General features: G+C 67.7%; 21 protein-coding genes. All 21 read right to left on the reverse strand.

Annotation, left to right across the window (positions count from 1 at the left end):
* Positions 1 to 170: 170 nt before the first annotated feature.
* The 21 genes from thiC to ACSQ3D_RS03995 all read right to left on the reverse strand — a co-directional run bounded on the left by thiC (position 171) and on the right by ACSQ3D_RS03995 (position 26,219).
* Positions 171 to 2,072, reverse strand: a complete 1,902-nt coding sequence (gene thiC, locus ACSQ3D_RS03895; RefSeq protein WP_436125978.1) for a phosphomethylpyrimidine synthase ThiC — start codon at positions 2,070 to 2,072, stop codon at positions 171 to 173.
* 372 nt (positions 2,073 to 2,444) lie between these two features.
* Positions 2,445 to 2,621 (reverse strand): hypothetical protein, encoded by a 177-nt coding sequence (locus ACSQ3D_RS03900; RefSeq protein WP_200912413.1) that lies wholly within the window; start codon positions 2,619 to 2,621, stop codon positions 2,445 to 2,447.
* A gap of 62 nt (positions 2,622 to 2,683) precedes the next feature.
* Positions 2,684 to 3,607 (reverse strand): UDP-3-O-acyl-N-acetylglucosamine deacetylase, encoded by a 924-nt coding sequence (gene lpxC, locus ACSQ3D_RS03905; protein WP_056415081.1) that lies wholly within the window; start codon positions 3,605 to 3,607, stop codon positions 2,684 to 2,686.
* 321 nt (positions 3,608 to 3,928) lie between these two features.
* On the reverse strand, positions 3,929 to 5,170 hold the full coding sequence (gene ftsZ, locus ACSQ3D_RS03910; protein WP_056415078.1) for a cell division protein FtsZ: 1,242 nt from the start codon (positions 5,168 to 5,170) through the stop codon (positions 3,929 to 3,931).
* A gap of 175 nt (positions 5,171 to 5,345) precedes the next feature.
* Entirely contained in the window at positions 5,346 to 6,575 is a 1,230-nt protein-coding gene (gene ftsA / locus ACSQ3D_RS03915) for a cell division protein FtsA (RefSeq protein WP_008903721.1), read from the reverse strand.
* 98 nt (positions 6,576 to 6,673) lie between these two features.
* Positions 6,674 to 7,480, reverse strand: a complete 807-nt coding sequence (locus tag ACSQ3D_RS03920; protein ID WP_056415075.1) for a cell division protein FtsQ/DivIB — start codon at positions 7,478 to 7,480, stop codon at positions 6,674 to 6,676.
* Positions 7,477 to 8,478, reverse strand: coding sequence for a D-alanine--D-alanine ligase (locus ACSQ3D_RS03925; protein WP_396503425.1), 1,002 nt, complete (start codon positions 8,476 to 8,478; stop codon positions 7,477 to 7,479). The genes ACSQ3D_RS03920 and ACSQ3D_RS03925 overlap by 4 nt, the downstream gene beginning before the upstream one ends.
* On the reverse strand, positions 8,475 to 9,908 hold the full coding sequence (gene murC / locus ACSQ3D_RS03930) for a UDP-N-acetylmuramate--L-alanine ligase (RefSeq protein ID WP_436125979.1): 1,434 nt from the start codon (positions 9,906 to 9,908) through the stop codon (positions 8,475 to 8,477). The genes ACSQ3D_RS03925 and murC overlap by 4 nt, the downstream gene beginning before the upstream one ends.
* Complete coding sequence (murG, locus tag ACSQ3D_RS03935; RefSeq protein ID WP_436125980.1) at positions 9,905 to 10,966, reverse strand: undecaprenyldiphospho-muramoylpentapeptide beta-N-acetylglucosaminyltransferase; 1,062 nt, start codon at positions 10,964 to 10,966, stop codon at positions 9,905 to 9,907. The genes murC and murG overlap by 4 nt, the downstream gene beginning before the upstream one ends.
* Complete coding sequence (ftsW, locus tag ACSQ3D_RS03940) at positions 10,963 to 12,234, reverse strand: putative lipid II flippase FtsW (protein ID WP_056173133.1); 1,272 nt, start codon at positions 12,232 to 12,234, stop codon at positions 10,963 to 10,965. Before ftsW ends, murG begins: the two co-directional genes overlap by 4 nt.
* Positions 12,231 to 14,210, reverse strand: coding sequence for a UDP-N-acetylmuramoyl-L-alanine--D-glutamate ligase (gene murD / locus ACSQ3D_RS03945; RefSeq protein ID WP_436125981.1), 1,980 nt, complete (start codon positions 14,208 to 14,210; stop codon positions 12,231 to 12,233). Before murD ends, ftsW begins: the two co-directional genes overlap by 4 nt.
* On the reverse strand, positions 14,207 to 15,385 hold the full coding sequence (mraY, locus tag ACSQ3D_RS03950) for a phospho-N-acetylmuramoyl-pentapeptide-transferase (RefSeq protein ID WP_056173130.1): 1,179 nt from the start codon (positions 15,383 to 15,385) through the stop codon (positions 14,207 to 14,209). The genes murD and mraY overlap by 4 nt, the downstream gene beginning before the upstream one ends.
* A 66-nt stretch (positions 15,386 to 15,451) precedes the next feature.
* The gene (locus ACSQ3D_RS03955; RefSeq protein WP_436125982.1) at positions 15,452 to 16,933 is read right to left on the reverse strand and encodes a UDP-N-acetylmuramoyl-tripeptide--D-alanyl-D-alanine ligase; all 1,482 of its coding nucleotides are present in this window, start codon (positions 16,931 to 16,933) and stop codon (positions 15,452 to 15,454) included.
* Positions 16,930 to 18,441: a UDP-N-acetylmuramoyl-L-alanyl-D-glutamate--2,6-diaminopimelate ligase gene (locus ACSQ3D_RS03960; RefSeq protein ID WP_436125983.1), complete on the reverse strand. Its 1,512-nt coding sequence runs from the start codon at positions 18,439 to 18,441 to the stop codon at positions 16,930 to 16,932. The genes ACSQ3D_RS03955 and ACSQ3D_RS03960 overlap by 4 nt, the downstream gene beginning before the upstream one ends.
* A complete protein-coding gene (locus ACSQ3D_RS03965) occupies positions 18,438 to 20,183 on the reverse strand; it encodes a peptidoglycan D,D-transpeptidase FtsI family protein (RefSeq protein WP_056173122.1) in 1,746 nt (581 codons plus the stop codon). The genes ACSQ3D_RS03960 and ACSQ3D_RS03965 overlap by 4 nt, the downstream gene beginning before the upstream one ends.
* The gene (gene ftsL / locus ACSQ3D_RS03970) at positions 20,180 to 20,524 is read right to left on the reverse strand and encodes a cell division protein FtsL (RefSeq protein WP_056415053.1); all 345 of its coding nucleotides are present in this window, start codon (positions 20,522 to 20,524) and stop codon (positions 20,180 to 20,182) included. The genes ACSQ3D_RS03965 and ftsL overlap by 4 nt, the downstream gene beginning before the upstream one ends.
* Positions 20,525 to 20,646: 122 nt before the next feature.
* The gene (rsmH, locus tag ACSQ3D_RS03975; RefSeq protein WP_436125984.1) at positions 20,647 to 21,579 is read right to left on the reverse strand and encodes a 16S rRNA (cytosine(1402)-N(4))-methyltransferase RsmH; all 933 of its coding nucleotides are present in this window, start codon (positions 21,577 to 21,579) and stop codon (positions 20,647 to 20,649) included.
* Positions 21,580 to 21,581: 2 nt separating this feature from the next.
* Positions 21,582 to 22,010 carry a division/cell wall cluster transcriptional repressor MraZ gene (gene mraZ / locus ACSQ3D_RS03980; protein ID WP_056415049.1) on the reverse strand — a complete coding sequence of 143 codons (429 nt, stop codon included), beginning with the start codon at positions 22,008 to 22,010 and terminating at the stop codon, positions 21,582 to 21,584.
* Positions 22,011 to 22,274: 264 nt separating this feature from the next.
* Positions 22,275 to 23,600 carry an ATP-dependent protease ATPase subunit HslU gene (gene hslU / locus ACSQ3D_RS03985; RefSeq protein WP_436125985.1) on the reverse strand — a complete coding sequence of 442 codons (1,326 nt, stop codon included), beginning with the start codon at positions 23,598 to 23,600 and terminating at the stop codon, positions 22,275 to 22,277.
* Positions 23,601 to 23,697: 97 nt separating this feature from the next.
* Positions 23,698 to 24,261, reverse strand: a complete 564-nt coding sequence (gene hslV / locus ACSQ3D_RS03990) for an ATP-dependent protease subunit HslV (protein WP_056173105.1) — start codon at positions 24,259 to 24,261, stop codon at positions 23,698 to 23,700.
* A gap of 209 nt (positions 24,262 to 24,470) precedes the next feature.
* Positions 24,471 to 26,219 carry an STAS domain-containing protein gene (locus ACSQ3D_RS03995; protein ID WP_436125986.1) on the reverse strand — a complete coding sequence of 583 codons (1,749 nt, stop codon included), beginning with the start codon at positions 26,217 to 26,219 and terminating at the stop codon, positions 24,471 to 24,473.

The following is a 26,219-nucleotide window of genomic DNA, read 5'->3' on the forward strand; positions in this document are numbered from 1 at the left end:
CACAGGGTAAGCCCCGGCTTCCCAGGCGCAGCAGGGAAACCCTGGAGCCAGTAGCCGGGCTAATGGGAATGCGATCTACGGGAACACCCCTACTGATACGACGACCAAAAAAAGACGCATGGAGCGTCCTTTTCTGGCGTCCTTCTTCCCTATCGAGCCTGCCCGCGCTGTCAGGCCTTGCCCTGCCCTGGCACCGCGCCTTCGGCCACGATGGGCACATACAGCTGACCGCCCTGGCGCTGGAACTCCACCGCCTTGGTCTCCATGCCGCGGGCCAGCGCTTCCGACTCGGCCATGCCCTTCTGGGCGGCGAATTCGCGCACCTCCTGCGTGATCTTCATCGAGCAGAACTTCGGCCCGCACATGGAGCAGAAATGCGCCACCTTGGCGCTGTCTTTCGGCAGCGTCTCGTCGTGGTATTCCTTGGCGGTGTCGGGGTCCAGGCCCAGGTTGAACTGGTCCTGCCAGCGGAAGTCGAAACGCGCCTGGCTCAGCGCGTCGTCGCGCGCGCGGGCACCCGGGTGGCCCTTGGCCACATCGGCCGCGTGGGCGGCGATCTTGTACGCGATGATCCCTTGCTTCACGTCGTCGCGGTCGGGCAGGCCCAGGTGCTCCTTGGGTGTCACGTAGCACAGCATGGCCGTGCCCATCCAGCCGATCATGGCCGCGCCGATGGCCGATGCGATGTGGTCGTAGCCCGGTGCGATGTCGATGGTCAGCGGGCCCAGGGTGTAGAACGGCGCTTCGTGGCAGGTCTTGAGCTGCTCGGTCATGTTGGCCTGGATCATGTGCATGGGCACGTGGCCGGGGCCTTCGATCATGGTCTGCACGTCGTGCTTCCAGGCCACCTGGGTCAGCTCGCCCAGCGTGTGCAGCTCGGCAAACTGGGCCTCGTCGTTGGCGTCCGATGCGCAGCCGGGGCGCAGGCCGTCGCCCAGGCTGAACGACACGTCGTACGCCTTCATGATGTCGCAGATGTCCTCGAAGTGCTCGTACAGGAAGCTCTCGCGGTGGTGCGCCATGCACCACTTGGCCATGATGGAGCCGCCACGCGAGACGATGCCCGTGCGCCGCTGCGCTGTGAGGTGGATGTACGCCAACCGCACGCCGGAATGGATGGTGAAGTAGTCCACGCCCTGCTCGGCCTGCTCGATCAGCGTGTCGCGGAAGATGGCCCAGGTCAGGTCCTCGGCCACGCCGCCCACCTTCTCCAGCGCCTGGTAGATCGGCACCGTGCCGATGGGCACGGGCGAGTTGCGCACGATCCAGTCGCGCGTGGTGTGGATGTTCTTGCCGGTCGACAAATCCATCACGTTGTCCGCGCCCCAGCGGATCGCCCAGACCAGCTTTTCGACCTCTTCCTCGATGCTGGAGGTGACGGCCGAGTTGCCGATGTTGGCGTTGATCTTGACCTTGAAGTTGCGCCCGATGGCCATGGGCTCGACCTCGGGGTGGTTGATGTTGGCGGGGATGATGGCGCGGCCCCGGGCCACCTCGTCGCGCACGAATTCGGGGGTGATGATCTTGGGGATGCTCGCGCCCATGGGGTTGCCCATCAGCCGCTGCTCGCGGCCTGCGTCCTGCATGTACTGGGCCATCCACTCGCGCTTGCCGTTCTCGCGCAGGGCGACGTATTCCATCTCGGGCGTGACGATGCCCTTCCTCGCGTAGTGCATCTGGGTTACGTTGGCGCCGCTCTTGGCACGCAGCGGCGGGCGCTGCAGCGCGGCCGCTTCGGTGCGCAGCTGGGCCAGGCGCGCCGCGTCTTCGCTCTTGCTGCCGTCGTCCAGCGCCACACGCTGGCGGCCGTCGTACAGCTCGGTGTCGCCGCGCGCGGCGATCCAGCCACCGCGCACGCTGGCCAGGCCCTGGCGCACGTCGATGGTCGCCGTCGGGTCGGTGTAAGGGCCGGAGGTGTCGTACACGCTCACCTGCTCGCCATTGGTGAGCGCAATGTCGCGCACGGGCACGCGGACATCGGGGCGGCTGCCGGTCAGGTAGCTCTTGGTGGAAGCGGGGAAGGGTTCGCGGGTGAGCGCGAGCAGGTGGGCGAACTTGTCGGGGGCATTCATGGCGGGCACATTCCTATCGGTGGGATGGATCTGTGCTCCGCAATAGGCCGGCATGGACCGCACGCACCCTGGCGGGTGCCCGGGCGCACCGCCAAGGCCCGACAGGCCCTCGCTGTGCGCACGTTGCGCGCCAACGCTGCCCGGTGGGCGGGGTGTTGGTACGCAGGTGCGGAAAATTCCGACTGCAGCTCTTCTTACGCTGGTACTAACCAGATCAAGTTCGCGGTTCCGGCGGTAAGGTCCGCCGTCTCAGCACGCCCAGCAGCCTGTTCGACGTTGTCGAAGCAGGCCCCTACGTGCACCCCGGAGCAGGCGCGAGTATAGGCCACCCTGCGGGCCGGGGGAAACCGCGGCGGTACAGGGCAGGAGCTGTCAGGTCACGCGGTCGATCAGCACGACTGCGAAAAACACCACGGCGGCGATCACCGTCCACTTCAGGATGGCAAGCCCGATGCGCTTGTAGTGCGCCTGGCCTGTGCCCACGTAAAAGCCAAAAGAGACAGCCGCTGCCAGAAGCAAGAAGATGGCGAGCCAGCGAACGATGATCATGGGAAGGCGTGCCTTTCAGCAGTGCGCAACAGGGCCGGTCCGCCGGCCAGCGAGACCCGCGGTCACCAGGCGCGCGCCGGCTGCGCGAAGCCGCCAGGGGCCTGGCGCTCGTCCTCGAAGGTCACCACTTCCCACGCGTCGCGCTGCGCCAGCAGCTCGCGCAGCAGCAGGTTGTTCATGCCGTGGCCCGAGCGGAACGCGCTGTACGCCGCCAGCAGCGGCTTGCCGATGAGGTACAGGTCGCCCATGGCATCGAGGATCTTGTGTTTGACGAACTCGTCGTCGTAGCGCAGCCCGTCGCTGTTGAGCACCTTGTAGTCGTCCATCACGATGGCGTTGTCGAGGCCACCACCCAGCGCCAGACCGTTGGAGCGCATCATCTCCACGTCGCGCGTGAAGCCGAAAGTGCGCGCGCGGGCGATGTCTCGGCTGTAGTTGCCGGCGCCCATGTCGAACTCCACGCGCTGGCCGGTGGAGTCCACGGCCGGATGGTCGAAGTCGATCTCGAAGCTGAGCTTGTAGCCGTGGTACGGCGCGAGGCGCGCCCACTTGGTGTTGGCGCCCTCGCCCTCGCGCACCTCCACCGGGCGGGTCACGCGGATGAAGCGCTTGGGGGCGTTCTGCAGTTCCACGCCCGCGCTCTGCAGCAGGAACACGAACGATGCCGACGACCCGTCGAGGATGGGCACCTCTTCGGCCGTGATGTCCACATACAGGTTGTCGATGCCCAGCCCCGCGCAGGCCGACATCAGATGCTCCACCGTGTGCACCTTGGCACTGCCCACCGCGATGGTGGACGCCAGCCGGGTGTCGGTCACGGCCTCGGCGCGGATCGGAATGTCCACCGGCTGCGGCAGGTCCACCCGCCGGAACACGATCCCGGTGTCCGGCTGCGCAGGCCGCAAGGTCAGCTCGACTCTCTGACCACTGTGCAGGCCCACGCCCACGGCGCGGGTGATCGTCTTGAGGGTGCGTTGCTGGAGCATCCGGCGATTTTAGTGGGGCGACCCCGCGAAAACCATCCGCAGCTTCCTATGACCTTGATAGGAAACGGATTGGTTCAATTCAGTTAGTGAGAGCAAGTTGAGTCACTGCGCAATTGGACGTTTAACAGCTACGCCTCTGAACGCTGTGCTTGAGGTGCCTGACGAAAGGACCGCTCACTCGGACAACGGCGGACCAAAACTGGCGCGACCCAGGCCAGAGACACCGCGCAAGGGCCGCCCCGCCGCGCTGGTGTCGTCCCCCTCTCCCGCGCAGCGAGAGAGGGGGTGAAGCGGCGTAGCCGCTCATGGGGGAGTACCGAATCAATCTGCTTGTTTACGCAGGAAAGCCGGGATTTCCAGATCGTCCATGCCACCCGACGACAGCGCGTCCACACGGGCTGCCGCCTGCGTGCGGTTGGTGCGCCACACGCTGGGCACCGACATGCTGCCGTAGTCGGCCTGGGTGCTGCCGGCATGGCCGCCCTGCACGCCCACGGCCGAGCCGATCACGCCGGCGCCGGTCAGCGGCATCTGGTAGGCCACGTTGTCCGTGCCGGTGCGCAGGCCGCCCTGCACCACCGAGATCGGCTGGCGGCGCGCGTTGGGGCGCGACAGGCCGGTGGCGACCACGGTCACGCGGATCTCGTCGCCCAGGCTGTCGTCGTAGGCGGCGCCGTAGATCACGTGCGCATCGGGCGAGGCGTAGGCATTGATGGTGCTCATGGCCAGGCGCGATTCGGACAGCTTGAGGCTGCCCTTCGCGGCCGTCACCAGCACCAGCACGCCCTTGGCGCCCGACAGGTCGATGCCTTCGAGCAGCGGGCAGGCCACGGCCTGTTCGGCAGCGATGCGGGCGCGGTCCGGGCCGCTGGCGGTGGCCGTGCCCATCATGGCCTTGCCGGGCTCGCCCATCACGGTGCGCACGTCTTCAAAGTCGACGTTCACGTGGCCGTATTCGTTGATGATTTCGGCAATGCCGCCCACGGCGTTCTTGAGCACGTCGTTGGCATGGGCAAAGGCTTCGTCCTGGGTGATGTCATCGCCCAGCACTTCCAGCAGCTTCTCGTTGAGCACGACGATCAGCGAGTCGACATTGGCTTCGAGCTCGGCCAGGCCGTTGTCGGCGTTGGTCATGCGGCGTCCGCCTTCCCAGTCGAACGGCTTGGTGACCACGCCCACGGTGAGAATGCCCATTTCCTTGGCCACGCGGGCAATCACGGGTGCAGCACCCGTGCCCGTGCCGCCACCCATGCCGGCGGTGATGAACAGCATGTGTGCGCCATCGATGGCCAGGCGGATGTCGTCCACCGCGGCTTCGGCGGCTTCACGGCCCTTGTCAGGCTTGCTGCCGGCGCCCAGGCCGCTGCCGCCCAGCTGGATGTGGCGGTGGGCCGAGCTGCGGGTCAATGCCTGCGCGTCGGTGTTGGCGCAGACAAACTCCACGCCCTGCACGCTGCGGGCAATCATGTGCTCGACGGCGTTGCTGCCGCCGCCGCCCACGCCGATCACCTTGATCTGGGTGCCCTGGTTGAATTCTTCGGCTTCGATCATTTCGATGGTCATGTTGGAGCTCCTGTTTCTTTCACTGAATTCGTTTGCAATCTCGTGTGCGACTGCCAATGGGTTGTTCGGTATGTCATCGTGCGCAGTGGGGGCGGCGGTCCGGTACATCGTCGCCATCGCCCACGCGGTATTCGGTGCGGGCTGCCTCGCGCCAGCCAGAGAGGAAATTTCATGGTCAGAAATTCCCCACGATGAAGTCCTTGAAGCGGCCAAAGGCCGTCTTCATGGAACCGCTTTTCTGTGCCACCTTGAAGCCGCGCAGGCGTGCCAGACGCGCCTCTTCCAGAAGGCCCATGACGGTAGCAGCTCTGGGCTGTGCCACCATGTCAGACAAAGCGCTGGAATACTTCGGAATGCCACGCCGAACGGGCTTCAAGAAGATGTCTTCACCCAGCTCGATCATCCCGGGCATGACCGAGCTGCCGCCGGTGAGCACGATGCCCGACGACAGCACTTCTTCGTACCCCGACTCGCGCACCACCTGCTGCACGAGCGAGAAGATCTCTTCCACCCGCGGCTCGATCACGCCGGCCAGCGCCTGCTTGCTCAGCATGCGGGGGCTGCGGTCGCCCAGGCCCGGCACTTCCACCTGCGCCTCGGGGTCGGCCAGCAACTGCTTGGCGTAGCCGCTTTCGACCTTGATGTCCTCGGCGTCCTTCGTGGGCGTGCGCAGCGCCATGGCGATGTCGCTGGTGATGAGGTCGCCCGCGATCGGGATCACCGCCGTGTGGCGGATCGCGCCGCCGGTGAAGATCGCCACGTCGGTCGTGCCCGCGCCGATGTCGACCACCACCACGCCCAGCTCGCGCTCGTCGTCGGTCAGCACCGCCTGGCTGCTGGCCAGCGGGTTGAGCATGAGCTGCTCGACCTCCAGGCCGCAGCGGCGCACGCACTTGATGATGTTCTCGGCCGCGCTCTGGGCGCCGGTCACGATGTGGATCTTGGCTTCGAGGCGGATGCCGCTCATGCCGATGGGCTCCTTCACATCCTGCCCGTCGATCACGAACTCCTGCGGCTCCACCAGCAGCAGGCGCTGGTCGCTGCTGATGTTGATGGCCTTGGCCGTCTCCACCACGCGCGCCACGTCGGCCGAGGTGACTTCCTTGTCCTTGACGGCCACCATGCCGCTGGAGTTGAGGCCGCGGATATGGCTGCCGGTGATGCCGGTGTACACACGCTGGATCTTGCAGTCGGCCATCAGCTCGGCCTCTTTCAAGGCCTGCTGGATGCTCTGCACGGTGGCGTCGATGTTGACCACCACGCCGCGCTTGAGGCCATTGCTCGGAGCCACCCCCAGGCCTGCCAGCTTGAGCTCTCCATTGGGCAGCACCTCGGCGACCACGGCCATGACCTTGGCCGTGCCGATATCGAGCCCCACCACAACGTCTTTGTATTCTCTTGCCATATCAGTCTCTGCCCTTCTCTGTTCTGCCTGGCCGCCCCTCGGTCGGCACCACACCCTGGCCCGTACGCTTGCGCGCCTCGATCTGTTGCTGCATGCCGTTACCTCCTGCGCACCGCGGCCGGTGCACCCGTACCATCCGCCGCCACCGTGGTCACGCCGCGCATGCGCAGCGCGTACCCGCCGGTGTGCCGCAGGTCCGCGGACTCCAGCGCATCCACACGGCGGTGGTACTGCGCCGCCACCTGGGTGAGCGTGCGCGTGAACCGCTGGGTGCGCTGCACCACCTCCGCGGGCGTGCCGCCACCGAGTTCGACCACTGCGCCGCTATCGAGCGTCACGCGCCAGCCGCCGCGGCCGGTCAGCTCCAGCGTCTCGACCTCCATCCCCAGCGGCGTGAAGACCGGCGCCAGCAAGCCATGCATCTGCAGCACCTCGGCGGAGCTGCCCGCCGGGCCCAGCAGTCGCGGCAGGCCTTCCTGCTCCACGTCGCCCACGTTGGCCTCGAACACCTCGCCCTGCGTGTTGACCAGCGCCGAGCCGCTCTCGGGCCCCCAGTACGCCACCGCGTCGTGCTCCTGCAGTTGCACATGCAGGCTGCCGGGGTACACGCGCTGCACCTCGGCGCGGCGCACCCAGGGCACTTGCTCGAACGCCTCGCGGGCCGCGCGCAGGTCCACCGTGAAAAAGTTGCCGGCCAGGTGCGGCGCCACATTGGCCCGCAGCGTGACCGCGTTGTTGTGCACCAGGTCGCCCTGCACCACGATGCGCGACACCGCAAAGCCGGGGTAGCGCAGCACCCACCACGTCCCCGCCACCAGCACGCCCGCAGCCAGGCACACGAACAGGGCCGAGGCGGTCCAGTTCATGAGCTTGACGTCCAGCGGTGCCGGCAGGGTGGAGGTCATGGGTGGGCGGCTCCTTGTGCGGCGCGCGCGGGCGTATCCAGCGCCGCGTCGGCCAGGATGCGCAGGCACAGCGCTTCATAGCTGATGCCCGCAGCACGCGCAGACATCGGGACCAGCGAGTGCCCCGTCATGCCGGGCGACGTGTTCATCTCCAGCAGGAAGGGCTTGCGGTCGCTCGCGCGGATCATCAGGTCGGCGCGGCCCCAGCCCCGGCAGCCGAGCGTGCGGTAGGCCTCCAGCACGATGCGCTGGATCTCGCGCTCCTCGGCCTCGGGCAGGCCACTCGGGCACTGGTACTTCACGTCGTCGGTGAAGTATTTGTTCTGGTAGTCGTAGGCGCCATCCGGGGCCGCGATGCGGATCACGGGCAGCACCACGGCATCGGCACCCTGGCCCAGCACGGGGCAGGTCACCTCTTCGCCGTCGATGAATTCTTCGCAGAGCACATCGGGGTCGTAGCGGGCCGACAGCAGCACGGCCTCCTGCATGTCCGAGTAGCCACGCACCTTGGTCACGCCGATCGACGATCCCTCGCGCGGCGGCTTCACGATCAGCGGCAGGCCCAGCTCGTCGGGCACCGTGCGCACCACCTCGCGCTGCTGGCGGTCCGGTGCCAGCCACACGTAGCGCGGCGTGGGCAGGCCCTCGGCCGTCCACACGCGCTTGGTCATGACCTTGTCCATCGCAATGGCCGAGGCCATCACACCCGGCCCGGTGTACGGAATGCCGAGCAGCTCCAGCGCGCCCTGCACCGTGCCGTCCTCGCCGTGGCGGCCATGCAGGGCAATGAAACAGCGGGCGTAGCCGTCGCGCTTGAGATCGCTCAACTGGTTCTGCGCCGGGTCGAACGCATGCGCGTCCACGCCGCTGGAACGCAGCGCCTGCAGCACGCCGCTGCCGGACATGAGGGACACCTCGCGCTCTGCGGAGTCGCCGCCCATCAGCACGGCGACCTTGCCCAGGGCCTTCACATCGATATTGAGTTCAGAAACAGTCATACCGCGCTCCCCTCCAGCGCCTTCAGCTCATTTTTTTGTAGCAAATCGACCACCTTGCCCGGCACGGCCCCGATAGAGCCTGCGCCCATGCACATCACCACATCGCCCGCCCGGGCGTTGTCGGCAATGGCCTGCGGCAGGTCGGACACGTTGTCGACGAACACCGGCTCCACCCGGCCGGCCACCCGCAGCGCACGGGCCAGGGAGCGGCCGTCGGCCGCGACCACGGGTGCCTCGCCGGCGGCGTACACCTCGGTCAGCAGCACGGCGTCGGCGTTGCCGATTACCTTGACGAAATCCTCGAAGCAGTCGCGCGTGCGGCTGTAACGGTGCGGCTGGAAGGCCAGCACCAGGCGCCGCCCGGGGAAGGCGCCGCGCGCAGCCGCCAGCGTGGCCGCCATCTCCACCGGGTGGTGGCCGTAGTCGTCGATCACGGTGAACGTGCCGCCGCCCTTGGCGGGCATGTCGCCGTAGTGCTGAAAGCGCCGGCCCACGCCCTTGAAACCCGCCAGCGCGCGCTGCACGGCTTCGTCGGGGATGTTGAGCTCCACCGCGATCGCGATGGCCGACAGCGCGTTGAGCACGTTGTGCTCGCCCGCGAGGTTGAGCACCACCTCCATGTCGGGCAGCGTGACGCCGTTGCGCCGCTGCACGGTAAAGCGCATCTGCCCGGCCTCGGCGCGCACATCGATGGCGCGCACCTGGGCGTCTTCCGAGAAGCCGTAGCTGGTGATCGGGCAGGTCACGCTGGGCATGATCTCGCGCACGGCGGGGCTGTCCACGCACAGCACCGCGGTGCCGTAGAACGGCATGCGGTGCAGGAAGTCGACGAACGCGCCCTTGAGCCGGCCGAAGTCATGCCCGTAGGTCTCCATGTGGTCGGCGTCGATGTTGGTCACCACGGCCATCACCGGCAGCAGGTTCAGGAACGACGCATCGGACTCATCGGCCTCGACCACGATGTAGTCGCCGCTGCCCAGCTTGGCATTGGCGCCCGCGCTGTTGAGCTTGCCGCCGATGACGAAGGTCGGGTCGAGCCCCGCCTCGGCCAGTACGCTGGTCACGAGGCTGGTGGTCGTCGTCTTGCCGTGCGTGCCCGCGATGGCGATGCCTTGCTTCAAACGCATCAGCTCGGCCAGCATGAGGGCGCGCGGCACGACCGGGATCTTCTTCTCGCGGGCGGCCAGCACCTCGGGGTTGTCGGGCGTCACGGCCGTGGACGTGACCACCGCATCGGCACCGTCGATGTGCGCCGCGGCATGGCCCAGGCAGGTCTTGATGCCCAGGCCCTCCAGGCGCCGCAGCGTGGCGCTGTCGGCCAGGTCGGAGCCCGAGATGCGGTAGCCCAGGTTGAACAGCACCTCGGCGATGCCGCTCATGCCGGCGCCGCCCAGGCCGACGAAGTGGATGTGGCGAATGGCGTGTTTCATGCCAACTCCTCGCAGGCGGTCACCACTTCGCGGGTGGCATTGATTTTTTGCATGTTTTTGGCTTTCACCGCTGTATCTACCAGCGTGGAGCGCTCCATATTCAATAGCATCTGCGACAGGCCTTCGGGCGTCAGGTCGCGCTGCTGGGTGAGCCACCCGCCGCCGGTATTCACGAGGAACTGGGCGTTGGTGGTCTGGTGGTCGTCCACCGCGGAGGGGAAGGGCACGAACAGTGCGGCAGCCCCCACGGCCGCGATCTCGGTCACGGTGCTCGCGCCCGCGCGGCAGACGATGATGTCGGCGTCGGCAAAGGCGCTGGCGGTGTCATCGATGAACGGCGTGCATTCAGCCTCAACGCCGGCTGCGGCGTAGTTGGCGCGCAGCGCGTCGATCTGCGTCGCGCCGCTCTGGTGGATGACCACCGGGCGCTGGTCCGCAGGCATCAGCGCCACGGCCTGCGGAACGATCTCGTTGAGCGCACGGGCGCCCAGGCTGCCGCCCACCACCAGCAGGCGCAAAGGCCCGATGCGCCCGGCAAAGCGCTCGGCGGGTGCGGGCTTGCTGGTGAAGGCGGTGCGCAGCGGGTTGCCCACCCACTGGCCCTTGGGGAACACATTGGGGAAGGCGGTGAACACACGGTCTGCCACACCCGCCAGCACCTTGTTGGCCATGCCGGCCACCGAGTTCTGCTCGTGCAGCACCAGCGGCTTGCCAGCCAGCACGCCCATCATGCCGCCCGGAAAGGTGATGTAGCCGCCCAGGCCCACCACCACGTCGGGCTTGACGCGGCGCACCACCGCCAGTGCCTGGCCGAATGCGCGCAACAGGCGCAGCGGCAGCAATGCCAGCGTGACGATGCCCTTGCCGCGCACGCCCGAAAAATCGATGAGCTCGAGTGCAAAGCCGTGCGTGGGCACGATGCGCGACTCCATGCTGCCCGGCGCGCCCAGCCAGTGCACGCGCCAGCCGCGCGCACGCAGTTCTTCCGCCACGGCCAGGCCCGGGAAGATGTGGCCGCCGGTGCCGCCTGCCATGATGAGGGCGGTCTTCTGCGTCATACGCGCCCCCCTCTCATGAGGAGTTTGTTCTCGTAGTCCACCCGCATCACCACCGCCAGCGCCACGAGGTTCATCAAGATCGCCGACCCGCCAAAACTCATCAGCGGCAGCGTGAGCCCCTTGGTGGGCAGTGCGCCCAGGTTCACGCCCATGTTGATGAAGGCCTGGAAGCCGATCCAGATCGCCACTCCCTGCGCGACGAGGCCGGAGAACACACGGTCGAGGGCGATGGCCTGGCGGCCGATGTGCATGATGCGGCGCGTCATCCACAGAAACAGCACGATGAGGATGACCACGCCCACCAGGCCGAACTCTTCGCCGATCACGGCGAGCAGGAAGTCGGTATGGGCTTCGGGCAGCCAATGCAGCTTCTCGACGCTGCCGCCCAGGCCCACGCCGAAGATCTCGCCGCGCCCGATGGCGATCAGCGAGTGCGAGAGCTGGTAGCCCTTGCCCAATGCGTGCTCTTCGCTGAACGGGTCGAGATAGGCGAACACGCGCTCGCGACGCCAGGGCGAGCTGGCGATCATCACGCCGAAGGCCGACACCAGCACGCCCGCGATCAGGAAGAACATGCGGGCGTTCACGCCGCCCAGGAACAGGATGCCCATGGCGATCACGGCGACCACCATGAAGGCGCCCATGTCGGGCTCGGCCAGCAGCAGCACGCCCACGATGGCCACGGCGGCGCCCATGGGCAGCACGGCGCGGAAGAACCGCTCCTTCACCTCCATCTTGCGGACCATGTAGTCGGCCGCGTAGATGAGGACGGCGAACTTGGCCACCTCCGACGGCTGAAAGCCGATGGGACCGAGCGACAGCCAGCGCCGCGCACCGTTGACCACCTTGCCCACACCCGGGATCAGCACCGCCACCAGCAGCAGCAACGCTGCCACGAAAAGCCAGGGTGCCACGCGCTCCCACAGCGCCATCGGGATCTGGAACGCCAGCAGCGCGGCGACAAAGCCCACCACCAGGTACATCACGTGGCGGGTCAGGAAATGGGTGGAGGCGTAGTTGGCAAAGCGCGGGTTGTCCGGCATGGCGATGGAGGCCGAATACACCATCACCAGCCCCCATGCGAGCAGCGCCACCACCACCCACAGCAGGGCCTGGTCGAAGCCGAGCACGCTCGCGGGCGTGCTGGTGGTGCGGGGGCGGTAGTCGGTGCCGCCCACGCGCACGGGCAGCACGTCCACGGCCTTGCCCGGCAGGCCGCCGAACCAGCCGGTCACGCGCTGCAAAAGGCTGCTGGCGGGTGCGCTCATGCCACACCTCCCATCGCGTCATCGGCCAGCGCGCGCACGGTGTCGCAGAACACCTGTGCCCGGTGCTCGTAACCGCGGAACATGTCAAAGCTGGCGCAGGCGGGCGACATCAGCACGGCGTCGCCTGCGTGTGCGCGCTGCGCGGCCAGCTCCACGGCCTGGGGCAATGTCTCTGCGTCGACCAGGGCCACGCCGCTGTCGGCCAGCGCGGCGCGGATCAGCGGCGCGTCGCGCCCGATCAGCACCACGGCGCGTGCGTAGCGCGACACGGGCGCTGCCAGCGGCGAGAAGTCCTGCCCCTTGCCGTCGCCGCCCAGGATGACGACGATGCGGCGCTCCGCACCCAGGCCGGTCAACGCAGCGACGGTGGCGCCCACGTTCGTGCCCTTGCTGTCGTCAAAGTATTCGACGTCGCGGATGATGGCCACCGGCTCCACGCGGTGCGGCTCACCGCGGTACTCGCGCAGCCCGTACAGCAGGGGCGCGAGCGTGCAGCCCGCGGCCGATGCCAGCGCCAGCGCGGCCAGCGCGTTCACCGCGTTGTGGCGGCCCCGGATGCGCAGCGCGTCGGCCGGCATCAGGCGCTGGATGTGCAGGTCTTCGGCGGCCTCGTTGCGGCCGCGCTTGCGGGTCTCGTCGGCGTCCATGGCGCGCACCAGCCAGGGCATGCCGCTCACGACCTCGATGCCGAAGTCGCCGGGGCGCTGGGGCATGTCGGCGCCGAAGGTGATGTGCTCGCGCACCTGGGGCTTTTGCAGCTTGACCTTGATGGGTGGCGGCAGCATCTGCATCACCGCCGCGTCCTCGCGGTTCAGGATCATCAGGCCCTTCTCGCCGAAGATGCGGGCCTTGGCGGCGGCATACGCGGCCATGTCGCCATGCCAGTCCAGGTGGTCCTGCGAGACGTTGAGCACAGCCGCCGCAGTCGGCTCGAAACCGGTGACGCCATCGAGCTGGAAGCTCGACAGCTCCAGCACCCACACCTCCGGCAGCGTGACCGCGTCGATGTGGCCCGCCAGCGTGTCAAGCAGCGTGGGGCCGATGTTGCCGGCCACGGCCACGGTCTTGTCCGAGCGCTCCACGAGCTGGCCGGTGAGCGAGGTGACGGTGGTCTTGCCGTTGGTGCCGGTGATGGCCAGCACGGCCGGCGCGTAGCCGTGGGACGCCCGCAGCGTGGCCAGCGCCATGGCATACAGGCTCAATTCGCCCCCCACCGGCAGTCCGATGGCGCGAGCAGCTACAAAAACAGGAGCAACCGTGTCGGGGCTCAGGCCGGGCGACCGGTAGACCGCGTGCAGGCCCCGGCCCTCCACCAGGGCCGCGTCGAAGGCGCCGGCCACAAAACGCACCAGGGGCAGCTCGTGCCGCAGCGTGGCGAGTTGCGGCGGCGCTTCGCGCGTGTCGGCCACGGTGACGTCGGCGCCGCAGCGCACGCACCAGCGCGCCATGGCCAGGCCGGAGGCACCCAGGCCCAGGATGAGGATGTTCTGGCCCTGCAGTGGCGTCATGCCCTGGCCGGGCGGGCCCAGGGGTTCGGTGGGCGCATCGACCGGTTCGGCATCGGCGTCGGCATCGTCTTGCGGCGCTGCAGGCTCCGGCTGCGCAGGGGCGTCGGCAGCGGCCACGTCGGCAAAGATCTGTGCGACGAAGTCGGCAGCGGCCTTGGCGGCGGACACGGCCGGGGGCTTTTCGGGGTCCCAGGCTGCGGCGGCGGCGGCCGCCGCGCGGGCGCCGGTAGCGGTGGCAGGGGTCTCTGCCTCGGGCTGGGGTTCGATGGACTCTGGCGATGTCCCTGGGTCGGCCACGGACTGCATAGGCGCACTGCCGGATGTGCCGGATGTACCGGACGCGTCGGGCACCGTCGATGCGCCGTCCGACGGATCGGCAGGCACGGCCCCGCCTGCATCCGTGTCAGGAGGCAGCCTCGCCGCCGAGGGGGCGGCAGTCGCGGGGATAAGGGGATCGTCCGGGTTCATCGCAGTTTCAGGGTCGACAGGCCGACAAGGCACAGCAGCATGGTGATGATCCAGAAGCGCACGACCACCTGCGTTTCCTTCCAGCCGCTCTTTTCGAAGTGGTGGTGCAGCGGCGCCATCTTCAGCAGGCGACGGCCTTCGCCGTAGCGGCGCTTGGTGTACTTGAACCAGGTCACCTGCAGCATCACCGACAGCGCCTCGACCACGAAGATGCCGCCCATGATGGCCAGCACGATTTCCTGCCGCACGATGATGGCGATGGTGCCCAGGGCGCCGCCCAGCGCCAGCGCGCCCACGTCGCCCATGAAGACCTGGGCCGGGTGTGCGTTGAACCACAGGAAGGCCAGGCCCGCACCCGCCATGGCGGCGCAGAAGATCAGCAACTCGCCCGAGCCGGGGATGTGCGGGAAGAACAGGTACTTGGAATAGACGGAGCTGCCGGTGACGTACGCGAACACGCCCAGGGCCGAGCCCACCATCACCACGGGCATGATCGCCAGGCCGTCCAGGCCGTCGGTCAGGTTCACTGCGTTGCTGGAACCCACGATGACCAGGTAGGTCAGGATCACGAAGCCCAGCACGCCCAGCGGGTAGCTCACTTCCTTGAAGAACGGCAGCTGCAGGCCCGCCTTGGGCGGCAGGTCGAGCGAGAAGCCCGACTGCACCCAGCCGACGAACAGCTCCCACACCTTGGCGTTGGAGCTCTCGGAAATGCTGAACACCAGGTACAGCGCGGCCGTGAGGCCGATCACCGACTGCCAGAGGTACTTCTCGCGCGAGCGCATGCCTTCGGGGTCCTTGTTGACCACCTTGCGCCAGTCATCCACCCAGCCGATGGCGCCAAAGCCCAGCGTGACGATGAGCACGATCCAGACGAAGCGGTTGGACAGGTCGAACCACAGCAGGGTCGAGATCGCGATCGACAGCAGGATCAGCACGCCGCCCATGGTGGGCGTGCCGCTCTTGGACAGGTGCGACTGCATGGCGTAGCCGCGGATGGGCTGGCCGATCTTGAGCGAGGTCAGCACACGGATCACCTTGGGCCCCGCCACCAGGCCGATGAGCAGCGCCGTCATGGCCGCCATCACCGCTCGGAAGGTGAGGTACTGGAACACGCGGAAGAAGCCGAACTCGGGCGACAGGCCCTGCAGCCATTGGGACAGCACTAGCAGCATGCGGCACCTCCGGCAGGTTGCCGCACCGCGGGGATGCTGGAGGCGGCCTTGAAGACCCGCACGTTCTTACTGCGTTGCACCATGGTGTCCCTCCAGTACCTGCGCGGGCGGTTGTCGCTCTTGTTGTTGTGGGTCGTCCTGCACTTGTGCGGCAGAGGCGATTGCCTCCACCACCTGTTCCATCTTCATGAATCGAGATCCCTTGACCAGCACACTGCCCACCGTGGGCAGGGCCTGGCGCACTGCATCGAGCAGCGCGCCCCTATCGTTGAAATGACGTGCCTCGCCGCCTTCGCCGTTGCCGTTGCCGAACGACGCGGTGGCGTGCACCGATTGATCGCCCAGCGCGAACAGGCGGGGGATGCCGGCCGTGCGCGCGTGCGCGCCGGCCTCGGCGTGGAACTGCGGCCCCTGGTCGCCCACCTCGCCCATGTCGCCCAGCACCAGCAGTTGCGGGCCGGGCAGCTCGGCCAGCACGTCGATGGCGGCACGCATGGAATCGGGGTTGGCGTTGTAGGTGTCGTCCACCACGGTGACTTCGCGGCCCGCGATGCGCACGCTGAAGGCGCGCGAGCGGCCCTTGACCGGCGTGAAGCTGGCCAGCCCCTGCGCGATGGCGGCCAGGGGCGCGCCTGCCGACAGGGTGCAGGCGGCGGCGGCCAGGGCGTTGCTCACGTTGTGACGCCCGGCGATGTGCAGCTGCGTGGCGACTTCGCCTTGCGGCGTGGCCATCGTGACAGCCCAGGCGCCCTGCTCCCAGGCCGCGCTGCGGCAGGTCACATCGCCGCCGTCGCCAAAGGTGACGGTGCGGCGGCCCTGCGCGAGCGATTGCCACAGGCCGCTGTACGCATCGCCCGCCGGGAACACCGCCACGCCATCGGCAGGCAGGCTGGCAAACACCGAGCCGTTCTCGCGCGCGACGGCCTCCACGGTGTGCATGAACTCCAGGTGCTCGCGCTGGGCATTGTTGACCAGCGCCACCGTGGGCTGCGCCATGGCGGCCAGGAGCGCGATCTCGCCGGGGTGGTTCATCCCCATTTCGATCACGGCGGCGGCGTGGCCGGCGCGCAGGCGCAGCAGCATCAGCGGCACGCCGATGTCGTTGTTGAAATTGCCCTGCGTGGCAAACGCGGCCTCGCCCTTCCAGGCGCGCAGGATGGACGCGATCATCTGCGTCACGGTGGTCTTGCCATTGCTGCCCGTCACGCCGACGAGCGGCAGGCCGAACTGCGCGCGCCAGCCGGTGGCCAGCGCACCGAGCGCAGCCAGGCTGTCGGGCACTTCGATGCCCGCAAGGCCGGCGGCTTCGAGGCCGCCGTGGGCGATGGCCGCGGCAGCGCCACCCGCACGGGCATCGGCCAGGAAGGCATTGGCGTCGTAGCGCTCGCCCTTCAAAGCCACGAACAAATCACCCGCCTGCAGCGTGCGCGTGTCGGTGTGCACGCGGGCCAGCGGCGTGGTGCCGTCGCCCACCAGGCGCGCGGCGGGAATGCGCGGCTGCACGAGGTCGAAGGCCTGCTGCAGGGTCAGCATCGTGGCGGCGCTCATGGGCGGGCCTCCCGGGCCTGCAGCGCAGTGCGTGCATGGGCCTTGTCGGAGAACGGCACGCGCACGCCCGCGGTCTCCTGGGTGTCTTCGTGGCCCTTGCCGGCGATCAGCACCACATCGGCCGGCGCAGCCTCGGCGAGGGCCAGGGCAATCGCGGCGGCGCGGTCGGGCTCGGCGCGCACAGTGCGGCCGGCGATGGTGCCTTGCAGGATCTGGTGCACGATGGTGGCGGGATCTTCGCTGCGCGGGTTGTCGCTGGTCACGACCACATGGTCGGCCTGGTGCTGCGCCACCGCGCCCATCAGCGGGCGCTTGGCCGCGTCGCGGTCGCCGCCGCAGCCGAACACGCACCACAGCTGCCCGCCGCGCTCGGCCGCAATGGGGCGCAGCGCCTGGAGGGCTTTTTCCAGCGCATCGGGCGTGTGCGCGTAGTCCACGGCCACCAGCGGCTGGCCGGGGCTGTGGATCTGCTCCATGCGGCCGGGCACCGGCGAGAGCTGGGCGCAGGCATACAGCGCATGCTCCAGCGGCACGCCCAGCGCCCGCAGACCGGCCAGCACCCCGAGCAGGTTGGAGACGTTGTACAGCCCGATCACGCGCGTTTGCAGCACATGCGTGTGCGCGCCCTCGGCCACGGTGAAACGCAGGCCGCCGTCGCCCATGCCGATGTCGCGTGCAGCCAGCCGTGCGGGGCCGGAGATCGACACGCTCCACAGGTCCAGCATGCGGTCTGCCAGCGATGCGTACAGCTCGGCGCCCCGCAGGTCGTCGATGTTGACCACCGCCGCCTGCAGGCCGGGCCACTCGAAGAGCATGCCCTTGGCCTGCCAGTAGGCGGCCATGCTGGGGTGGTAGTCCAGGTGGTCCTGCGTGAAGTTGGTGAACAGCGCCACGCGGATGCGGCTGCCGGCCATGCGGTGCTCGGCCAGGCCGATGGACGAGGCCTCGATGGCGCACGCCGTGCGGCCCGCGTCGGTGAACTGCTGGAAGGCGTGCTGCAGCCGCACCGGGTCGGGCGTGGTCATGCCGGTGCTGGTAAGCGCAGGCGGCACGCCGATGCCCAATGTGCCCACCAACGCGCATCCGCCATGCGCAATCAGCTCATTTTTTGATAGCACATTCAAGGCCTCGGCCAGCCACCAGGTGGTGCTGGTCTTGCCGTTGGTGCCGGTCACGGCCAGCACGTCCAGGCGCTGCGTGGGGTGGCCGAACCAGTCGGCCGCGATCAGCCCGGTGGCGGCTTTGAGGCCGTGCAGGGCGGCCACCGGCCAGCCGTCGAGCGGGAAGGCCTCGACGCCTTCGTGCTCCACCAGGCAGGCCACAGCACCGCGTGCCAAAGCGTCGCCGATGTGCGCGCGGCCATCGGTGGCGGCGCCGGGCCAGGCGATGAAGCCATCGCCCGCGCGGACCAGCCGGCTGTCGGTCTGCAGCGTGCCGGTGACGCGTTCGCGCAGCCAGGCCGCGGCGTCGTGCACCGAGGCGAGCAGGGGCAGCGTGCTTGCCGTCATAGCGATTCCTCCACCGTATTGGCCACGATCTGGGGCTTGACGGCCATGTCCGGCTGCACGCCCATCATGCGCAGGGTCTGCTGCACCACTTCGCTGAACACGGGCGCGGCCACGGCACCGCCGTAGAACACGCCGTTGCTGGGCTCGTCGATCATCACGGCCACGATGATGCGCGGCTTGTCGATGGGCGCCATGCCGGTGAACCAGGCGCGGTACTTGCCCGATGCGTAGTTCTTGCCGACCTGCTTGCGCGCGGTGCCGGACTTGCCACCCACCGAGTAGCCCAGAGTCTGCGCTTTCTGGCCCGTGCCGCCGGGGCCGGCGGCCATCTGCAGCATCTTGCGCACCTGGTCGGCCGTGCGCTCGGAGAACACGGGCACGCCCAGCGCAGGCTCGGACGTCTTGAACATGGTGGCCGGGATCACGCGGCCGCCGTTGGCGAACACGGTGTACGACCGCGCCATCTGGAACAGGCTGGCCGACAGGCCGTAGCCATAGGACATGGTGGCCTGCTCGACAGGGCGCCAGGTCTTGTAGGGCCGCAGGCGCCCGGTCACGACGCCGGGGAAGTGCAGCTGCGGCTTCTGGCCGAAACCCGCAGCCGAGAAGGTCTCCCACATCTCGCGGGCAGGCATCTGCATGGCGATCTTGGTGGTGCCCACGTTGCTCGACTTCTGGATCACGCCCTCGACCGTGAGCAGGCCGTAGTTGTGCGTGTCCGAGATGGTGGAGCCGGTGATGTTGATGCGGCCTGGGTTGGTGTCCACCGGCGTCTCGGGGCGCACGCGCCCGCTCTCCAGGGCCAGGCCGATGGTGAAGGGCTTCATGGTCGAGCCGGGCTCGAACACGTCGGTGAGCGCGCGGTTGCGCAGCTGCTCGCCGGTCAGGTTCTGGCGCTTGTCGGGCACGTAGCTCGGGTAGTTGGCCAGCGCCAGCAGCTCGCCGGTGTGGGCATCGAGCACCACCACGCTGCCCGCCTTGGCCTTGTGCAGCGCGACCTGGTCGCGCAGCTTCTGGTACGCGAAGAACTGCACCTTGCTGTCGATGGACAGCTGCATGTCCTTGCCGTCGACGGGTTGCACCGTCTCGCCCACGCCCTCGACCACGCGGCCCAGGCGGTCCTTGATCACGCGGCGCGACCCGGCCTTGCCAGCCAGGTCCTTGTCGAAGGCCAACTCCATGCCTTCCTGCCCGTGGTCTTCCACATTGGTGAAGCCCACCACGTGGGCGGCGGCTTCGCCTTCGGGGTACTGGCGCTTGTATTCCTTGCGCTGGTAGATGCCCTTGATGTCGAGCGCTGCGATCTCGCGGCCCACATCCCAGTCAAGCTGGCGCTTGATCCAGACGAAGGTCTTGTCTTCGTCGGCCAGCTTCTTTTGCAGCTCGGCCAGCGGCATGTCGAGCAGCTTGGCCAGCTGCTTGAGCTTGGCACGCGTCTCGGGCTTGTCCTGTTCCACGTCTTCGGGGATGGCCCAGATGCTGGCCGCCGGCACGCTGGACGCGAGGATCAGGCCGTTGCGGTCCAGGATCTTGCCGCGGTTGGCCGGCAGTTCCAGCGTACGCGCGAAACGCACTTCGCCCTGGCGCTGAAAGAACGCGTTGCCGAACACCTGCACATAGGCGGCGCGCCCGGCGAGCGCCAGAAAGCCCAGGGCGATCATGGCCACGATGAACTTGCTGCGCCAGACGGGCGTCTTGCTGGCCAGCAGGGGGCTGGCGGTGTAGACCACGCTGCGGCTCATGGCTGCGCTCCTTGCACCGGTGCGGGTGCGCCACCCGGCGCAGCGGCCGCTGCTGCTGCTGCGGCAGCCGCCAGACCCTGGGGGTCGGACACGTACTGCGTGATGGCCGGCGTGGCCGTGCGCATGTTGAGCTGCGCCCGCGCGATTTTCTCGACGCGCAGCGGCGTGGCCTGGGCGCGCTTTTCGACCTGCAGGCGCTGGTGCTCGGTCTCCAGGCGGCGGGCCTCGACCGTGGCGCGGTCGAGCTCGGTGAACAGGCGGCGCGACTCGTACTGGGTATGCACCAGGTAGATCGCGCTCGCCAGCACTGCCAGCAGCAGGACGATGTTCAAGCGTGTCATGTCAGTAGCTGCACCGTATGCATGCAGCGGCCGTGGCAGCAGCAGCCGCAAGTTGGCCCGGCAGCGAGCACACCGCCTTTGGCAAGGCCGACATCACGCAAAGACACAGGGGGCGGCTCATGTCATGCCACCTCGGTGCGCTCGGCCACGCGCATGATCGCGCTGCGCGAGCGCGGGTTGCCGGCCACCTCGGCGGCGCTGGGCTTGATGCGGTCCAGCGCCACGAGCTTCATGGCCTGCGGCGCGGCAAACGGCGCGCGGCGGTCGTACACCTCTTTGGAGTGCTTGGCGATGAACTGCTTGACGATGCGGTCTTCCAGCGAGTGAAAGCTGATCACCACCAGGCGCCCGCCCGGCTGCAGCACCGACAGCGTGGCTTCTAGCGCCTGTTGCAGTTCTTCAAGCTCAGCGTTGATGAAAATCCGAAGAGCCTGAAATGTGCGCGTTGCAGGGTTCTGGCCCGGCTCGCGGGTTTTGACCGTGCCAGCCACGAGATCGGCCAGTTCGGCGGTGGTTGCAAGAGGGCCCCGTTCTTCGCGCCGAGCAACAATCGCCTTTGCAATGGGGCCAGCAAACCGTTCTTCACCGTAGTCACGTATCACCTCCGCAATCTGTTGAACCTCGGCAGTGGCCAGCCACTGGGCCACGCTTTCGCCGCGCGTGGTGTCCATGCGCATGTCCAGCGGGCCGTCGAACCGGAAGCTGAACCCCCGCTCCGGGCTGTCGATCTGGGGCGAGCTCACCCCCAGGTCCATGAGCACACCCGCTGCGCTGCCGGCCGGCAGGTCGGCGATGTGGCTGAAACCTTCGTGCCGAATGGAAAAACGCGCATCGGTGATGCGCGTTGCTTCGGCAATGGCTTCGAGGTCCTTGTCAAAGGCTACAAGGCGCCCTTCGGGCCCCAGCCGCAGCAGGATGAGCCGCGAATGCCCTCCGCGCCCGAACGTGCCGTCCACCCAGGTGCCGGCAGGCTCGGGCCCGGCGCCGCCCAGCAGCGCGTCCACGGCTTCGTCCAGCAGGACGGTGGTGTGTTGAAGAAGAGAAGGGGATGTCATGGTCAGAAGGAGAAGTCCTTGAAGACATCCGGCATGTCGCCCTGCATGGCCTTGGCCTCCTGCTCGTCGTACGTGGCCTTGTCCCAGAGTTCGAAGTGGTTGCCCATGCCCAGCAGCATGGTGTCCTTGGAGATGCCGGCCGCCTGGCGCAGCTCGGGCGAGACCAGCACGCGGCCGGTGCCGTCCATCTCCACGTCCATGGCGTTGCCCAGGAAGATGCGCTTCCACCACTGGGCCGACATGGGCAGCTCGGCGATGCGCTCGCGAAACTTCTCCCACTCGGGGCGGGGGAACACCATCAGGCAGCCGTGGGGGTGCTTGGTGATCGTGAGCTGGCCCGCTGCGGTGGCCGCGAGCACGTCACGATGCCGGGTCGGCACGGACAGCCGACCCTTCGCATCGAGACTTAGCGACGAGGCACCTTGAAACACGGAGGATTTTCCAGTTCGGAATCTTGAGATCCTTCAGGGCCGGAACGGGGCCTGGAGGGCACTTTTCACCACTTAATTGCACTTTTTTGCACTGTAGCAGGAAAAGCACGCCGAACAAGAGGGCGTCCACCAAACTTTTGTAATGAAATCAACGACTTAGACGCGACTCTGCAGCCACCAGAACGCTAAAAGTCGTTGAAAAATAAGAACTTACGGCGGGCTATGAAAGTGACCTCTCAAGCCCGGCCCGGTTCTGCCGTGTCGTCACAGGATGTAGCGCGACAGGTCCTCGTCCTGGCTCAGGGTCTGCAGGCGGGTGTCCACATAGGCCGCGTCGACGGTGATCGTCTGGCCCGATAGCTTCGTGGCGTCGAAGCTCACCTCGTCCAGCAGGCGCTCCATCACCGTGGCCAGGCGGCGGGCGCCGATGTTCTCGGTGCGCTCGTTCACTTCGAAAGCGATGTGCGCCAGGCGCGTGATGCCTTCGGGCGCGAATTCGAGCGTGACGCCTTCGGTGGCCAGCAGCGCCTGGTACTGCTTGACCAGCGATGCATGGGTCTGCGTGAGGATGGCCTCGAAGTCCTGGACCGACAGCGACTCCAGCTCGACGCGGATCGGAAAGCGGCCCTGCAACTCAGGAATCAGATCGCTGGGCTTGGACAGGTGGAATGCGCCGGAGGCGATGAACAGGATGTGGTCGGTCTTGATCATCCCGTACTTGGTGGTCACGGTGGTGCCCTCCACCAGCGGCAGCAGGTCGCGCTGCACGCCCTGGCGCGATACGTCGGCGCCGCTGGTTTCCTGGCGGGTGGCCACCTTGTCGATCTCGTCGATGAACACGATGCCGTTCTGCTCGGCATTGGCCACCGCGCGGGCCTTGATCTCTTCCTCGTTGACGAGCTTGCCGGCCTCTTCGTCGGTCAGCAGCTTGAGCGCCTCGGCGATCTTGAGCTTGCGGGTCTTGCGCTTGTCCTGACCCATGGAGCTGAACATGCCGCGCAGTTGCTCGGTCATCTCTTCCATGCCCTGGGGGCCCATGATCTCGAGCGGCTGCCGGTTCTCGGCCACGTCGATCTCGATCTCCTTGTCGTCGAGCGCGCCTTCGCGCAGCTTCTTGCGGAACACCTGCCGCGCGGTGTTGTCGGCGGCTGGCTCGGTGCCGACAGCGGCGCGGGCGGGCGGGATCAGCACGTCGAGGATGCGCTCTTCGGCAGCGTCGACAGCGCGGTCGCGCACCTTTCTGGTCTCGGTCTCGCGCGTCTGCTTGACGGCCATCTCGGCCAGGTCGCGGATGATGGAATCGACGTCCTTGCCCACGTAGCCCACCTCGGTGAACTTGGTGGCCTCGACCTTGATGAAAGGCGCATCGGCCAGCCTGGCCAGGCGGCGCGCGATCTCGGTCTTGCCCACGCCCGTGGGGCCGATCATGAGGATGTTCTTGGGCGTGATCTCGTGGCGCAGGCTGCCTTCGACCTGCTGGCGGCGCCAGCGGTTGCGCAGCGCGATGGCCACCGCGCGCTTGGCGCTGGCCTGGCCCACGATGTGGTGGTCGAGTTCGGAGACGATTTCCTGGGGGGTCATGGAGGACATGCGGGGCCTGCCTTCAAAGTTCTGAGCAAAAATAGCCGCTACCGCTTTCTGGACAAGCGCAAGCAGCTATCGAATTAAGAGCAACCGCCATCAACGCTCACAGCGTCTCGATGGTGTGGTTCATGTTGGTGTAGATGCACAGCTCGCCCGCGATCTCCAGCGACTTCTTGACGATGTCCTGGGCCGACAGGTCGGTGTGGTTGAGCAGCGCCTTGGCGGCCGAATGCGCATACGCGCCGCCGGAGCCGATGGCCACGATGCCCTGCTCGGGCTCCAGCACGTCGCCGTTGCCGGTGATGATGAGCGAGGCACTGGCGTCGGCCACCGCCAGCATGGCCTCCAGGCGGCGCAGCACGCGGTCGGTGCGCCAGTCCTTGGTGAGCTCGATGGCCGCGCGCGTCAAGTGGCCCTGGTGCTTTTCGAGCTTGGCCTCGAAGCGCTCGAACAAGGTGAACGCATCGGCCGTGGCGCCCGCAAAGCCCGCGAGCACCTTGCCGTGGTAGAGCTTGCGCACCTTGCGCGCCGTGCCCTTGACCACGATGTTGCCCAGGGTGACCTGGCCGTCGCCGCCGATCGCGACCTGGATGCCGTCAGGGGTCTGGCGCCGCACGCTCAGGATGGTGGTGCCGTGGAACACCGGGGTGTTTTGAGAAGAATCCATAGCTGCCGCACATGGGGGCGCGGGCGCGGCTTTCAAGCGCCGCGAGGCACAGCCGCCGTGGCCCAGCGCCGGCCCATTCAGGACCAGCATCCAGTGCCAGCAACTCCGACAAGGCCTGCGGCGATCTCAACGATCGCATTGCGTGCATCCGCAACGCAACGCAACGTCACAACACGCTGCGCCGCGCGCCCAGCGCGACGCCGTGCCGATCAGTTCTTGCGGGGGATCACCCAGGCGTGCTCGTTCACGCCGATCACGTTGAAGAAGATCGCCACCAGGCGCTGCAGGTTGTGGAACTGCACCACATGGCCCAGGCCCTGCTGCTCGGCCGCCCAGTTGAGCACCGAGCCCGCCGCCGCGAAATCCATCCGGATGAGCTTGTCGCACGAGATGGTGAATGGCGCACCGGGCTTCATCAATGCCTGGAAGGGCTCCAGCAGCGGCGCCGCATCACCCTCGATATGGCCGGTGAGCGCGGCGACCGGTGCGCTGTCGAGCGGCGCAGGTGCCGAGAGGTCTCCCGCCAGGTCCGACGCTGCAAAGTCGCTGTCCGCCGCCAGCGGCGCGGCGCCCGACGACCCGCCCTCGTTGTCCGAGTAACCGCAGCGCGGCGACACCCAGGACGGGGGCGAGACTTCGTAGGTCACGCAGTAGTCGAGCGCGACCAGCTCGAACTCGTCGGGCTTGCCCATGAGCCGCAACGCCGCCATGCGCAGGCGCCACCATTCGGGGCTGGTGGCTCGGTCGCCCGACTGGGTCTTGGCGTCCAGCAGGGCGTTGAGTTTTTCGACACCGGAAAACACCAGCTGGCCGTCGCGCTCCGCCCACAGGCTGAACTGGTCGGCCAGCAGCGGCACGGCAGCGTCGTCGATGGAGACGATGCGGGACCACGACAAGGTCCACGGCGATGCAGACCGCGCGAGCGATGCCTGCAAGGCCGCCACGGACGACACGCCCAGCGCGGCTGGCGCATTCCAGCTGAAATCCTTGCGCGCCGGCAGGCCGGGCGCCGCAGTGGCTGCCGCCGGCGACGCGGGTGCCATGCCCAACTGCTCAGGGATCGAGAACCACAGCGGCGCCGACCGGCTGTACTGCGCAGCGTAGTCGATGGCCAGGGTCTCGAAGCGGTCGTGCTGCCCTGTCGCGCGGTACAGGTCGAACAGCGTCATCCAGATTTCCTGCTGCTCGGCAGGCGCATCCCCGCGGTGCTGCGCCAGCACATCCATGAGGCCCGCCTCTGCACCGGCGTGGTCGCCATTGGCAAACCGGATGGCGGCTTCTTCCAGATCGGGTTCGTGCACAAATTCCTCCGGTTCAGGTGCCGGCGCTGGCGTGGCAGCGGCGGGCGCATCAGGGCTGAAGGATGCCTCCTGCGGGCCCGGGCTTCCACCCATCTGCGCGTCCATGCTTCCAAATCGACCCACGGCCATGCTGTCGTCTGCGAACAGCGGCTGCACGGCGGGCTTGGTCTCCAGGTGGGCGGGCAAGCTGCCCGGCGCGGTGGGTGCATAGGCCCGGGAGTGCGCGGAGTCGGCGGTCTCGCCCCCCGACTCGGGCATCACGCCGGGCTGGGTGGGAGCGTCAGCGCCTTGCTTGCTCTTCCACCACTGCTGCGACATCTGCGCTTCGATCTCGTCGATCTTCTTGAGCGTGACGGCGCGCTCGTCAGGCGAGGCCATGCTGCTCTGAAAGAACGAGGGCCGTGCAGTGGGGTCTTCCGTGCGGTGCCCCTGGAGCACCTCGCGCTGGCGCAGCTTGCGCAGCTGATCGAACTCGCGGCGCCGCACGAAGTCGTTGCGGCGCTTGCGCTCGATCATCTCCTTGAGCATCTGCTTGCTGTACTGGCTTTCCCGATCGTCCTGGATGGAGTCGAGCTCCGTCCAGTTGACCGTGGGATTCTTCACGAACCGAACCACCTTCGATAGCAGGCCGCCGGGGGTGGTTTCTTCCTTGCTCAT

Source organism: Acidovorax sp. LjRoot117, assembly GCF_964252695.1.
Taxonomy (GTDB): domain Bacteria; phylum Pseudomonadota; class Gammaproteobacteria; order Burkholderiales; family Burkholderiaceae_C; genus Acidovorax.